This window comes from Burkholderia sp. NRF60-BP8 (assembly GCF_001522585.2).
In the GTDB taxonomy this organism is placed as follows: Bacteria; Pseudomonadota; Gammaproteobacteria; order Burkholderiales; family Burkholderiaceae; genus Burkholderia.
In genome coordinates this window covers 306,678-321,489 of the sequence record NZ_CP013373.1, presented here as the reverse complement: position 1 = coordinate 321,489, position 14,812 = coordinate 306,678, and the positions used below count along the sequence as shown (strand labels likewise).

At 62.3% G+C, this 14,812-nt stretch carries 7 protein-coding genes; all 7 read right to left on the bottom strand.

All coding sequences use genetic code 11. The features are described 5' to 3' along the window. Window positions 1–30: 30 nt before the first annotated feature. Window positions 31–2,133 (bottom strand): elongation factor G, encoded by a 2,103-nt coding sequence (gene fusA, locus WS54_RS14510; protein ID WP_034209731.1) that lies wholly within the window; start codon window positions 2,131–2,133, stop codon window positions 31–33. 123 nt (window positions 2,134–2,256) lie between these two features. Next, window positions 2,257–2,727 (bottom strand): 30S ribosomal protein S7, encoded by a 471-nt coding sequence (gene rpsG, locus WS54_RS14505; RefSeq protein WP_034209730.1) that lies wholly within the window; start codon window positions 2,725–2,727, stop codon window positions 2,257–2,259. Window positions 2,728–2,899: 172 nt separating this feature from the next. Next, entirely contained in the window at window positions 2,900–3,280 is a 381-nt protein-coding gene (gene rpsL, locus WS54_RS14500) for a 30S ribosomal protein S12 (RefSeq protein ID WP_006400662.1), read from the bottom strand. 227 nt (window positions 3,281–3,507) lie between these two features. After that, window positions 3,508–5,355 carry a DNA helicase RecQ gene (gene recQ, locus WS54_RS14490; RefSeq protein WP_059780718.1) on the bottom strand — a complete coding sequence of 616 codons (1,848 nt, stop codon included), beginning with the start codon at window positions 5,353–5,355 and terminating at the stop codon, window positions 3,508–3,510. A gap of 276 nt (window positions 5,356–5,631) precedes the next feature. After that, complete coding sequence (rpoC, locus tag WS54_RS14485; protein ID WP_034209727.1) at window positions 5,632–9,873, bottom strand: DNA-directed RNA polymerase subunit beta'; 4,242 nt, start codon at window positions 9,871–9,873, stop codon at window positions 5,632–5,634. Between the two features lie 21 nt (window positions 9,874–9,894). Next, window positions 9,895–14,001: a DNA-directed RNA polymerase subunit beta gene (rpoB, locus tag WS54_RS14480; protein WP_034209726.1), complete on the bottom strand. Its 4,107-nt coding sequence runs from the start codon at window positions 13,999–14,001 to the stop codon at window positions 9,895–9,897. 381 nt (window positions 14,002–14,382) lie between these two features. After that, window positions 14,383–14,757, bottom strand: coding sequence for a 50S ribosomal protein L7/L12 (gene rplL / locus WS54_RS14475; protein ID WP_006482911.1), 375 nt, complete (start codon window positions 14,755–14,757; stop codon window positions 14,383–14,385). Window positions 14,758–14,812 lie beyond the last annotated feature (55 nt).

Sequence of the window (14,812 nt, the reverse complement as noted above, 5' to 3'; positions counted from 1 at the left end):
TCAAAAAATAATCGATTGGTAGCTAAAGATTTACTTCGACTTCGCGCTGATGATCGCTTCGGCAACGTTGCGCGGAGCTTCAGCGTAGTGCTTGAACTCCATCGTGTACGTTGCACGACCTTGCGTCAGCGAGCGCAGCGACGTCGAGTAACCGAACATTTCCGACAGCGGCACTTCGGCGCGCACGATCTTGCCGCCGCCAACCATGTCTTCCATGCCCTGGACGATACCGCGACGGCCCGACAGGTCACCCATCACGTTGCCCATGTAGTCTTCCGGCGTCTCGACTTCGACAGCCATCATCGGCTCGAGCACGACCGGGTTCGCCTTGCGCATCGCTTCCTTGAACGCCATCGAACCGGCCATGCGGAACGCGTTTTCGTTCGAGTCAACGTCGTGGTACGAACCGAACGTCAGGTGAACCTTCACGTCGACGACCGGGAAGCCAGCCAGCACGCCCGACTTCAGCGTGTCCTGGATACCCTTGTCGACCGCCGGGATGTATTCACGCGGAATCACACCACCCTTGATCTCGTCGAAGAACTCGTAGCCCTTGCCTTGTTCGTTCGGCTCGAGCGTGATGACCGCGTGACCGTACTGGCCGCGACCACCCGACTGCTTGACGAACTTGCCGTCGACGTCCTTCGCCGTCGAGCGGATCGTTTCGCGGTATGCAACCTGCGGCTTGCCGACGGTCGCTTCCACGCCGAACTCACGCTTCATCCGGTCGACCAGAATTTCGAGGTGGAGCTCGCCCATGCCCGAAATGATGGTCTGGCCCGACTCTTCGTCGGTCTGCACGCGGAACGACGGGTCTTCCTGAGCCAGACGGTTCAGTGCGAGGCCCATCTTTTCCTGGTCGGCCTTGGTCTTCGGCTCGACCGCCTGCGAAATCACCGGCTCCGGGAACACCATGCGTTCGAGAACGATCGGGTTCGCCGGGTCGCACAGCGTGTCGCCCGTGGTGGCTTCCTTCAGGCCGACCGCTGCAGCGATGTCGCCTGCGCGGACTTCCTTGATTTCTTCACGCTGGTTCGCGTGCATCTGCAGAATACGGCCGAGGCGTTCCTTCTTGCCCTTGGTCGAGTTCAGCAGCGTGTCGCCCGAGTTGACGACGCCCGAGTACACACGGAAGAAGATCAGCTGGCCGACGAACGGGTCGGTCATGATCTTGAACGCGAGCGACGAGAACTTCTCTTCGTCCGATGCCTTGCGCTCTGCTTCTTCGCCGTTTTCGAGCTCGCCCTTGACCGGCGGGATGTCGACCGGCGACGGCAGGAAGTCGATCACGGCGTCGAGCATACGCTGCACGCCCTTGTTCTTGAACGCGGTACCGCACAGCATCGGCTGGATTTCGCACGCGATCGTACGATCACGCAGCGCCTTGACGATGTCGGCTTCCGGCAGATCGCCTTCTTCCAGGTACTTGTTCATCAGGTCTTCGCTGGCTTCGGCAGCCGCTTCGACCATCTTTTCGCGCCATTCCTTGCAGGTCTCTGCGAGTTCGGCCGGGATGTCGACGTAGTCGAACTTCGTGCCTTGCGACGCTTCGTCCCAAATGATCGCCTTCATCTTGATCAGGTCGACCACGCCCTTGAAGTTTTCTTCCGAGCCGATCGGCACCACGACCGGAACCGGGTTCGCCTTCAGGCGCAGACGGAGCTGGTCGTAGACCTTGAAGAAGTTCGCGCCGGTACGGTCCATCTTGTTGACGAACGCGAGACGCGGCACCTTGTACTTGTTCGCCTGGCGCCACACCGTTTCCGACTGCGGCTGCACGCCGCCCACTGCGCAGTACACCATGCACGCGCCGTCGAGCACGCGCATCGAACGCTCCACTTCGATCGTGAAGTCGACGTGGCCCGGGGTGTCGATGATGTTGATGCGGTGTTCCGGATAGTTGCCGCCCATGCCCTTCCAGAAGGCCGTGGTAGCAGCGGACGTGATCGTGATGCCACGTTCCTGTTCCTGCTCCATCCAGTCCATCGTGGCTGCGCCGTCGTGGACTTCACCGATCTTGTGGTTCACACCGGTGTAAAACAGAATGCGCTCGGTCGTCGTCGTCTTGCCGGCGTCGATGTGAGCGCTAATACCGATATTGCGGTAGCGCTCGATAGGAGTCTTGCGAGCCACTTTGATCCTCTACTGGGATGACGTGATGCAGCCCTGCTGCATCACGCCTCAACACAAACGGGCGAGGCGCCTGAAAAGCGCACCCGCCCGGAATTTATTTCCGCAAACAGCCCAGCCAGGCGCTTAGAAACGGAAATGCGAGAACGCGCGGTTGGCTTCTGCCATGCGGTGAACTTCATCGCGCTTCTTCATCGCGCCGCCACGGCCTTCGGCCGCTTCGGTGAGTTCGCCTGCCAGACGCAGAGCCATCGACTTCTCGCTGCGCTTCTTCGCAGCCTCACGCAGCCAGCGCATCGCCAATGCCATACGACGCGACGGGCGCACTTCGACCGGAACTTGATAGTTGGCACCACCAACGCGGCGGCTCTTCACTTCGACCACCGGCTTCACGTTGTTGAGCGCAACCGTGAACACTTCCAGCGGGTCCTTGCCACCCTTGGTCTGGATTTGTTCGAATGCGCCATAAACGATGCGCTCTGCGACCGACTTCTTGCCGGACAGCATCAGCATGTTCATGAACTTGGCAACATCAACGTTACCGAACTTCGGATCCGGCAACACTTCCCGCTTGGGGACTTCGCGACGACGCGGCATGATTCTTCCTTTACTTGTTCAGTTGGAGCTGCAACCAGCTCCGCGGCCACCAACAAACCCGATCACATCTTCACGACTAACCAGCTTGGCCGGGTGACCACTTACTCGACAGCACCGGCAATCCGGCACTCCCGCCTTGACCGCCCTGCGGCGATCCCTGATCAAAAACTGCTTACTTGGCAGCCTTTGCACGCTTCGCGCCGTACTTCGAGCGCGCTTGCTTACGGTCCTTGACGCCCTGGGTATCCAGCGAGCCGCGAACCATGTGGTAACGCACACCCGGCAAGTCCTTCACACGGCCGCCGCGGATCAGCACAACCGAGTGCTCCTGCAGGTTGTGGCCTTCACCGCCGATGTACGAAATCACTTCGAAGCCGTTCGTCAGACGAACCTTGGCGACCTTACGGAGTGCCGAGTTCGGCTTCTTCGGCGTCGTCGTGTACACACGGGTGCACACGCCGCGACGCTGGGGGCAGTCCTGCAGGGCCGGGCTCTTGCTCTTCGTCGTTTCCGACTGACGGCCTTTGCGAACCAGTTGGTTGATGGTTGGCATTGTTTATTCCTGAAATTGAACAAAATCTGCGCATCGATTTCGGGCAAAGCGAGAATCGGCGCACAGTTGACTTCCGAACCGGCGAGACGGACACGAACCTTCGAACGCGACTCGGCCCACCGAATACCGGAACCCAACATGATATTCCGGAAATACCAACTAAGTCAACGGCTTGCGTGATGCGCCGACCGACCGCGCGGTTGACAGAAAGGGGCGGAACACCTGTGTCAGGCCGATTCGACGACGTCGATGATCTCGTCGCCGAAGCGTTCGAGCTTGCGCACGCCCATGCCGGGGATGTGGCGAAGATCCTCGATCGTCTCCGGCGCATTGCGCGCGATTTCGGCGAGCGTCGCGTCATGGAAGATCACGTAGGCCGGCACGCCGTCGGCCTTCGCGGTTTCCGCGCGCCATGCACGCAGCGCATCCCACCGTGCGCGCTCGCGAGCGCCCATGCCAGCCGTCGGATCGACGCGCGTGGCGCTTCGGCTCGACGACTGACGGGTGCGTTGCGGCTTCACATAGCGGCGCAGCGTGACCTTTTCCTCGTTCTTCAGCACGGGCTTCGCGGCCTCGGTGAGCATCAGCGCGCCGAAGCCGCCATGGTCGACGGCCAGGTAGCCGTATGCGACCAACTGCCGGAAAATCGCGCGCCACTCGGGCTCGGACAGCGCCGCGCCGATGCCGAACGTGCTGAGCTGATCGTGGCCGCGCTGCAACACCTTCTCGGTGCGCCCGCCGCGCAGGATCTCGATCAGATGGCTCGAGCCGAAGTTGAAGCCGCTCGCGCGCTGCGCGCGGAACACGCACGACAGCGCCATCTGCGCCTCGCGCGTCGCGTCCCACGACGCGGGCGGCTCGAGGCACGTGTCGCAGTTGCCGCACGGCTGGCTCGCCTCGCCGAAGTAGTTCAGCAGCCGCACGCGGCGACACGAGATCGTCTCGCACAAGCCGAGCAGCGCATCGAGCTTCGACGTCTGCACGCGCTTGTGCGCATCGTCCGCATCGGACTCGTCGATCATCTTGCGCTGCTGGACGACGTCGCCGAGGCCATACGCCATCCACGCGTTCGCCGGCAGCCCGTCGCGGCCCGCGCGGCCGGTTTCCTGGTAGTAGCCTTCGACGCTCTTCGGCAAATCGAGATGCGCAACGAAACGCACGTCGGGCTTGTCGATGCCCATGCCGAACGCGATCGTCGCGCACATCACGATGCCTTCCTCGCGCTGGAACATTTCCTGGTGCTTCTGCCGCACCTCGAACTCCATTCCCGCGTGGTACGGCAGCGCGCGCACGCCCTGCGCCTTCAGCCATTCGGCCGTTTCCTCGACCTTGCGGCGCGACAGGCAATAGACGACACCCGCGTCCGTCGTGCCGTCGGCATTCGTGTGCTCGGCGCGAATGAAATCGAGCAGCTGCGCGCGCGCGTTGTCCTTTTCGACGATCCGGTAGCGGATGTTCGGCCGGTCGAAGCTCGACACGAACACGCGTGCGTCGTCGAGCGCGAGACGATGGATGATCTCGTCGCGCGTGATCGCATCGGCCGTGGCGGTGAGCGCGATGCGCGGCACCGACGGGAAGCGCTCGTGCAGCACCGACAGCTGGATGTATTCCGGGCGGAAATCGTGCCCCCATTGCGACACGCAGTGTGCTTCGTCGATCGCGAACAGGCCGATCTTCGCGCGCTCGAGCAGCTCGAGGAAACGCCCCGTCATCAACCGCTCCGGCGCGACGTACAGCAGGTCGATTTCGCCCTCGCGCAGCGCGCGCTCGGTGGCCGCCGCCTCGGCGCCCGACAGCGTCGAATTCAGATAGGCCGCGCGCACGCCGACTTCGCTCAACGCGGCGACCTGGTCCTGCATCAGCGCGATCAGCGGCGACACGACGATGCCGGCGCCCTGCCCGGCCTCGCGGCGCAGCAGCGCGGGAATCTGGTAGCACAGCGACTTGCCGCCGCCGGTCGGCATCAGCACGAGACAATCGCCGCCGCCGGCGACGTGCTCGACGATCTCGCCCTGCTGGCCGCGAAAGGCGGAATAACCAAAGACTTCGTCGAGTATTTCGAGGGCGCGGGACATGAATGAGAGCAGGGACGGCTAAGCGATGACCGCAATTTTAACAACCCGCTCGCGCGACGCGGGGCGAATCGCGCGATGTTGGCCGTTCGGTCAGGGTTCGTTCGCGTGCATCACGGGCCTGCCGCACCCGTACCGGACGCGATCGCGACGCATGCGCCGGCGCTGTGCCGGCCCGTGATGCACGTGAACGAAGGATGAAAAAAAACCGCCCGGCAAAACCGGGCGGTTTCGGTGACAGCGATGACAGCAAGGCAAGGCGGCTTGCGCCCCCCGCCCTTACTCGGCTGCCGGGTGTTGCGGCTCTTCCGCCGGCGCGCTCGGCGTGCCGAAGTCGAATGCCTCTTCCGCTGCGATCTGGTCGAAACGCTCGCGATCCGACGATTCCTTCGCCTTGCGTGCCTTGTGGAACGCGAGACCCGTACCGGCCGGAATCAGACGGCCGACGATCACGTTTTCCTTCAGGCCGCGCAGATCGTCGCGCTTGCCCATGATCGCCGCTTCGGTCAGCACGCGGGTCGTTTCCTGGAACGATGCCGCGGAGATGAACGAGTCGGTCGACAGCGACGCCTTCGTGATACCGAGCAGCACGTTGTCGTACGAAGCCGGACGCTTGCCCTCGGCGATCATGCGATCGTTCTCGTCCAGCATGTCGGAACGCTCGACCTGTTCGCCCGGGATGAAGCGCGTATCGCCGTTGTCGGTGATCTGCACACGACGCAGCATCTGGCGAACGATCACCTCGATGTGCTTGTCGTTGATCTTCACGCCCTGCAGACGGTACACGTCCTGCACTTCGTCGACGATGTAGCGCGACAGCGCTTCGATACCCTGCAGGCGCAGGATGTCGTGCGGATCGGCCGGACCGTCCACGATCATTTCGCCCTTGTTGACGACCTGGGCATCGTGAACCAGAACCTGCTTTTCCTTCGCGATCAGGAACTCGTGCTGGTTGCCTTCGAGATCCGTGATGACGAGACGCTGCTTGCCCTTCGTGTCCTTACCGAACGACGTCGTACCGGTGACTTCCGCGAGAATGCCGGCATCCTTCGGCGAACGCGCTTCGAACAGTTCCGCCACCCGCGGCAGACCGCCGGTAATGTCACGCGTCTTCTGCGCTTCGGTCGGGATACGTGCGAGCACTTCACCGACCTGCACCTGCTGGCCGTCCTTCACGGTGATCAGTGCGCCGACCTGGAAGCCGATCTGCACCGCGTGCTCCGTGCCCGGAATCTTCACTTCTTCGCCGTTCGCGTCGAGCAGCTTCACCTGCGGACGCACGCTCTTCGAAGCCTGCGAACCGCGGCGCTTCACGTCGATCACGACCAGCGTCGACAGGCCGGTCACGTCGTCGATCTGCTTCGCGACGGTCACGCCTTCCTCGACGTTCTCGAACTTCACCGTACCACCGTACTCGGTGATGATCGGACGCGTCAGCGGATCCCACGTGGCGAGCTGCGTGCCGGCCTTGATGGTCGCGCCGTCGAGCTGCAGCAGCGTCGCGCCGTACGGCACTTTGTGACGCTCGCGCTCGCGACCGAAGTCGTCGGTGATCATCGCTTCGCCCGAACGGGAAATGACGATCTGCTCGCCCTTCGCGTTCGTGACGTAGCGCATCGTCGCCGTGAAGCGGACGATACCGTTGCTCTTCGCTTCGACCGACGAAGCCACTGCCGCACGCGATGCCGCACCACCGATGTGGAACGTACGCATCGTCAGCTGCGTGCCCGGTTCGCCGATCGACTGTGCCGCGATCACGCCGACTGCTTCGCCGACGTTCACCAGCGAGCCGCGGCCGAGGTCGCGGCCGTAGCAGGATGCGCACAGGCCGTAACGCGTTTCGCAGGTCAGCGGCGTGCGCACGCGCACTTCGTCGATGCCGAGGCGTTCGATTTCCTCGACTGCCGTTTCGTCGAGCAGCGTGCCCGATTCGTACAGCGTTTCCTGCGTTTCCGGATTCACGACGTCCGCAACCGCGACGCGGCCGAGAATACGGTCGCGCAGCGCTTCGACGACTTCACCGCCTTCGACGAGTGCCTTCATCGCCACGCCGTTCGACGTGCCGCAATCGTCTTCCACCACGACCAGATCCTGCGTGACGTCGACGAGACGACGCGTCAGGTAACCCGAGTTCGCGGTCTTCAGTGCCGTATCAGCCAGACCCTTACGTGCACCGTGGGTCGAGATGAAGTACTGCAGCACGTTCAGACCTTCGCGGAAGTTCGCGGTAATCGGCGTCTCGATAATCGAGCCGTCCGGCTTCGCCATCAGGCCGCGCATACCGGCCAGCTGACGAATCTGAACCGCCGAACCCCGGGCGCCCGAGTCGGCCATCATGTAGATCGAGTTGAACGACTCCTGGCGCGTCTCGTTGCCGTCGCGGTCCGTCACCGGCTCCGTCGACAGCTGCTCCATCATCGCCTTGCCGACCGCTTCCGACGTTGCCGACCAGATGTCGACCACGTTGTTGTAGCGTTCCTGCGCGGTGACGAGACCCGACATGTACTGGCGGTCGTACTCCTTCACCTTCTTCGCGGCGTCGCCGACGATCGTTTCCTTCTGCGGCGGCACGAGCATGTCGTCCACGCAGATCGAGATGCCGGCGCGCGTCGCGAGACGGAAACCCGACTGCATCAGCTGATCGGCGAACACGACCGTCGCACGCAGACCGCACTTGCGGAACGCCGTGTTGATCAGGCGCGAGATTTCCTTCTTCTTCAGCGGCTTGTTCAGCACCGAGAACGGCAGGCCGTGCGGCAGGATCTCCGACAGGATCGCGCGACCGACGGTCGTCGCGTACAGCGTGATCTTCGGCACGAACTCCGGCGCGCCTTCCGACGTGTCCTCGTTGCGGACCATTTCGGTGATCCGGACGTTGACGCGCGAGGCCAGCTCGACTTCCTTGTTCTCGTACGCGCGGATGACTTCCGACACGCCCGTGAACGACAGGCCTTCGCCCTTGCCGTTGATCGCTTCGCGGGTCGCGTAGTACAGACCCAGCACGATATCCTGCGACGGCACGATCGACGGATCGCCGTTGGCCGGGAACAGCACGTTGTTCGACGCGAGCATCAGCGTGCGCGCTTCCATCTGCGCTTCGAGCGACAGCGGCACGTGAACGGCCATCTGGTCACCGTCGAAGTCGGCGTTGAACGCCGCGCAGACGAGCGGGTGCAGCTGGATTGCCTTGCCTTCGATCAGCACCGGCTCGAACGCCTGGATACCGAGACGGTGCAGCGTCGGCGCACGGTTCAGCATCACCGGGTGCTCGCGGATCACCTCTTCGAGGATGTCCCACACCACCGGCGTCTGGTTCTCGACTTCCTTCTTCGCAGCCTTGATGGTCGTCGCGACGCCCATCACTTCCAGCTTGTTGAAGATGAACGGCTTGAACAGTTCGAGCGCCATCAGCTTCGGCAGACCGCACTGGTGCAACTTCAGCGTCGGGCCGACCACGATGACCGAACGGCCCGAGTAGTCGACGCGCTTGCCCAGCAGGTTCTGACGGAAACGGCCGCCCTTGCCCTTGATCATGTCGGCGAGCGACTTCAGCGGACGCTTGTTCGCGCCCGTCATCGCCTTGCCGCGACGACCGTTGTCGAGCAGCGAGTCGACGGCTTCCTGCAGCATCCGCTTTTCGTTGCGGACGATGATTTCAGGTGCCTTCAGCTCGAGCAGGCGCTTCAACCGGTTGTTACGGTTGATCACGCGGCGATACAGGTCGTTCAGGTCCGACGTCGCGAAACGCCCGCCGTCCAGCGGCACGAGCGGACGCAGTTCCGGCGGCAGCACCGGCAGCACTTCGAGGATCATCCACTCGGGCTTGATGCCCGAGCGCTGGAATGCCTCGAGGACCTTCAGGCGCTTCGCGTACTTCTTGATCTTCGCTTCCGAGCCGGTGTTCTTCAGCTCGGTGCGCAGCGTCTCGACCTGCTCGTCGATGTTGATCGCGCGCAGCAGTTCACGCACGCCTTCCGCGCCCATCTCGGCACGGAATTCGTCGCCGTATTCCTCGACCTTGTTGTAGTAATCCTCTTCGGTCATGATCTGCCGCGCCTTCAGCGGCGTCATGCCCGGTTCGATCACCACGTACGCTTCGAAGTACAGCACGCGCTCGATGTCGCGCAGCGTCATGTCGAGCACCATGCCCAGACGCGACGGCAGCGACTTCAGGAACCAGATGTGCGCGACCGGCGAGGCCAGCTCGATGTGGCCCATCCGTTCGCGACGCACCTTCGCCAGCGTCACTTCGACGCCGCACTTCTCGCAGATCACGCCGCGGTGCTTCAGGCGCTTGTACTTGCCGCACAGGCACTCGTAGTCCTTGATCGGCCCGAAGATCTTCGCGCAGAACAGACCATCGCGTTCCGGCTTGAACGTACGGTAGTTGATGGTCTCCGGCTTCTTCACTTCGCCGAACGACCACGAACGGATCTTGTCGGGCGAGGCCAGACCGATCTTGATCGCGTCGAAAACTTCTTCCTGTTGGACTTGCTTGAATAGATCGAGCAGAGCTTTCATTGCTTTCTCTCCGTAGTCCGATTAATTGCGGTCGAGATCGATATCGATACCGAGCGAGCGGATTTCCTTCACGAGCACGTTGAAGGATTCCGGCATGCCTGCATCGATCACGTGATCGCCCTTGACGAGGTTTTCGTACACCTTCGTCCGGCCGGTCACGTCGTCCGACTTCACCGTCAGCATTTCCTGCAGCACGTAGGACGCGCCGTACGCTTCGAGTGCCCACACTTCCATTTCACCGAAACGCTGGCCGCCGAACTGCGCCTTACCGCCCAGCGGCTGCTGCGTGACGAGCGAGTACGGGCCGGTCGAACGCGCGTGCATCTTGTCGTCGACCAGGTGGTGCAGCTTCAGGTAGTGCATGTAGCCGAGCGTCACGCGACGTTCGAACATTTCACCCGTGCGGCCGTCGTACAGGCGGACCTGGTTCTTCGACGGGTTCATGCCGAGCTGTTCGGCGATGTCGTCCGGGAACGCGAGGTCGAGCATCTTGCCCATTTCTTCCTCGGTCGCACCGTCGAACACCGGCGTCGCGAACGGCACGCCTTCGCGCAGGTTCTTCGCGAGTTCGAGGATCTCGTCGTCGGTGAAGCTTTCCAGATCTTCCTGGCGGCCCGACTCGTTGTAGATCTTCGTCAGGAACGCGCGCAACTCCTCGATCTTCGCCTGACGCTGCAGCATTTCGCCGATACGCCAGCCGAGGCCCTTCGCGGCCCAGCCGAGGTGCACTTCCAGAACCTGACCCACGTTCATCCGCGACGGCACGCCGAGCGGGTTCAGCACGACGTCTGCCGGACGGCCGTCGGCCATGTACGGCATGTCTTCGATCGGGACGATCTTCGACACGACACCCTTGTTACCGTGGCGACCTGCCATCTTGTCGCCAGGCTGCAGACGGCGCTTCACCGCCAGGTACACCTTGACCATCTTCAGCACGCCTGGCGGCAGTTCGTCGCCTTGCGTGAGCTTCTTGCGCTTCTCTTCGAACGCGAGGTCGAACTGGTGACGCTTTTCCTCGATCGAGTTCTTGATCGCTTCGAGCTGCGCCGCTGCTTCGTCGTCCGCCAGGCGGATGTCGAACCAGTGGTAATGGTCGAGGTCTTCCAGGTAAGCCTGGTCGATCTTCGTGCCCTTCGCGAGCTTCTTCGGACCGCCGTTCGCGACCTTGCCCACGAGCATGCGGGCGAGACGCTGGAACGCGTCGCCTTCCACGATGCGCAGCTGGTCGTTCAGGTCGAGGCGGTAACGCTTCAGTTCATCGTCGATGATCTGTTGCGCACGCTTGTCGCGCTGGATGCCTTCGCGCGTGAACACCTGGACGTCGATCACGGTACCGCTCATGCCCGACGGCACGCGCAGCGACGTGTCCTTCACGTCCGACGCCTTCTCGCCGAAGATCGCGCGCAGCAGCTTCTCTTCCGGCGTCAGCTGGGTCTCGCCCTTCGGCGTGACCTTGCCGACCAGCACGTCGCCCGCTTCGACTTCGGCACCGATGTACACGATGCCCGATTCGTCGAGACGGCCGAGCTGGACTTCCGCCAGGTTCGAGATGTCGCGCGTGATTTCTTCCGGCCCGAGCTTCGTGTCGCGTGCAACGACGTTCAGCTCTTCGATGTGGATCGACGTGTAGCGATCGTCCGCGACCACCTTCTCCGAGATCAGGATCGAATCCTCGAAGTTGTAGCCGTTCCACGGCATGAACGCGATCAGCATGTTCTGGCCGAGCGCGAGCTCGCCCAGGTCCGTCGAGGCGCCGTCGGCCAGCACGTCGCCGCGCGAGACCTTGTCGCCCATCTTCACGATCGGACGCTGGTTGATGTTCGTGTTCTGGTTCGAACGCGTGTACTTGATCAGGTTGTAGATGTCGACACCGACTTCACCCGCGACCGCTTCGTCGTCGTTCACGCGAATCACGATACGGCCTGCATCGACGTAGTCGACGACGCCGCCGCGGAACGCCTGGACCGTCGTGCCCGAGTCGACCGCGCAGGTGCGCTCGATGCCCGTCCCGACGACCGGCTTTTCCGGACGCAGACACGGCACGGCCTGACGCTGCATGTTCGAACCCATCAGTGCACGGTTCGCGTCGTCGTGCTCGAGGAACGGGATCAGCGACGCTGCGACCGACACGATCTGCGACGGCGCGACGTCCATGTACTGGATACGGTCCGGCGTGACCATCATCGTTTCGCCGGCTTCACGCGACGACACGAGTTCGTCGATCAGTCGGCCGTCTTCGTCGATCGCGGCGTTCGCCTGCGCGATCATGTAACGGCCTTCCTCGATCGCCGACAGGTAGTCGATCTGGTCGGTCACCTTGCCGTCCACGACCTTGCGGTACGGCGTCTCGAGGAAGCCGTACTCGTTCAGGTGCGCGTACAGCGCGAGCGAGTTGATCAGACCGATGTTCGGACCTTCCGGCGTCTCGATCGGGCACACGCGGCCGTAGTGGGTCGGGTGCACGTCGCGCACTTCGAAGCCTGCGCGCTCGCGCGTCAGACCGCCCGGGCCCAGTGCGGAAACACGGCGCTTGTGCGTGATTTCCGACAGCGGGTTGGTCTGGTCCATGAACTGCGACAGCTGCGACGAACCGAAGAACTCGCGGATCGCCGACGAAATCGGCTTCGAGTTGATCAGGTCGTGCGGCATCAGGTTTTCGCTTTCGGCCTGGCCGAGGCGTTCCTTGACCGCGCGCTCGACACGCACGAGGCCCGCGCGGAACTGGTTTTCCGCCAGTTCGCCGACGCAACGCACGCGACGGTTGCCGAGGTGGTCGATATCGTCCACTTCGCCCTTGCCGTTGCGCAGCTCGACGAGGATCTTGATCGTCGCGAGGATGTCGTCGTCCTGCAGCGTCATCGGGCCGACGATCTCGTCACGGCCGACGCGGCGGTTGAACTTCATGCGGCCGACCTTCGACAGGTCGTACGCTTCTTCGCTGTAGAACAGACGGTTGAACAGGGCCTCGACCGCTTCTTCGGTCGGCGGCTCGCCCGGGCGCATCATGCGGTAGATCGCGATGCGCGCGGCCGTCTTGTCGGTCGTTTCGTCGACACGCAGCGTCGACGAGATGTACGGACCTTGATCCAGATCGTTCGTGTAGAGCGTCTGAATGTCCTTGATACCCGCTTCGCGCAGCTTCTCGAGCACGCTTTCCGTGACTTCGTCGTTCGCGCTCGCGATCACTTCGCCGGTGTCGCCGTCGACGACGTTCTTCGCCAGCACGCGGCCGAGCAGATAGTCTTCCGGCACCGAGATGAACTTGGTCTTCGCGGCTTCGAGGTCGCGAATGTGCTTCGCGTTGATCCGCTTGTCCTTCTGGACGATGACCTTGCCGTCGCGATCCGTGATGTCGAAACGCGCGACTTCGCCACGCAGGCGCTCGGGCACGAACTCGAGTTGCGCGCCTTCGTCCATCAGCGTGAAGTTGTCGAACACGAAGAAGTTCGCGAGGATCTGTTCCGGCGTGAGACCGATGGCCTTCAGCAGGATCGTGACCGGCATCTTGCGGCGACGGTCGACGCGGAAGTACAGGATGTCCTTCGGATCGAATTCGAAGTCGAGCCACGAGCCGCGGTACGGAATGATCCGTGCCGAGAACAGCAGCTTGCCCGAGCTGTGCGTCTTGCCCTTGTCGTGTTCGAAGAACACGCCCGGCGAACGGTGCAGCTGCGAGACGATGACACGCTCGGTGCCGTTGATGACGAACGAGCCCGTCGGCGTCATGAGCGGAATTTCGCCCATGTACACTTCCTGCTCCTTCACTTCCTTGACGACCGGCTTGTTCGGCGATTCCTTGTCGAGGATGACGAGGCGGACCTTCGCGCGCAGCGCGGAGCAGTACGTCAGGCCACGCTGCTGACATTCCTTGATGTTGAATGCCGGCGAGGACAGCGCATAGCTCACGAACTCGAGGCGCGCGAAACCGTTGTGCGAAACAATGGGAAATACCGATGTGAACGCGGCCTGCAAACCTTCAGGCTTGCGTTGCGTCGCCGGCACATCGGCTTGCAGAAACGTGCTGAATGATTCAAGCTGAGTAGCCAGCAAGAACGGAACTTGGTGAACGATGGGGCGCTTCGCGAAACTCTTGCGAATGCGCTTCTTCTCGGTGAAGGAATATTGCATACGATCTCCGAATCACGGCGGGTGCTATCGAGGCGGAATACCTGGACGTTTCAAACCCGAGTGTTCACCGACTGAGACCCGATGGCCGTTCGACGGCTTGAACGAGCCGAGAAGCTTGGTGGTTGGCCGCTACCAACCGCTGGCTGACGGCAGCGGATGCCTGTGTTGCCCGCTACCCGACCAAACTTGCCTTCTGCAGTCGCTTCAGAAGACAAAGAGAACCGCCAATCGTGCGTGATGCATCACAACGATCAGGCGGTTTTCTTTGGCTTCTGGGGCCGATTATTCGGGCTCCCGAATGAGTGCCAGAATAACGTCCCCACAAAGCACAAAAAGGCCGGCGGTGAAAATACCGCCAGCCTTCGCACAGCGCGCCGAAACTTACTTGACTTCGACCTTCGCGCCAGCTTCTTCCAGCTTCTTCTTGGCTTCTTCAGCAGCAGCCTTGTCGACGCCTTCCTTGATGGGCTTCGGTGCACCGTCAACCAGGTCCTTCGCTTCCTTCAGGCCCAGGCCCGTCAGTTCGCGAACGGCCTTGATGACCGAAACCTTGTTGGCGCCGGCTTCAGCCAGGACGACCGTGAATTCGGTCTTCTCTTCTGCTGCTGCAGCTGCGCCGCCGCCTGCCGGGCCAGCGACTGCCACTGCAGCTGCCGACACGCCAAACTTCTCTTCGAACGCCTTGACCAGTTCGTTCAGTTCCAGAACGGTCATCCCTTCGACTGCTGCCAGGATGTCTTCTTTTGCGATTGCCATTTGAAATACTCCTAAATTGAATTCGGATACAGCCAGCGATCAGTGACGCTGATGC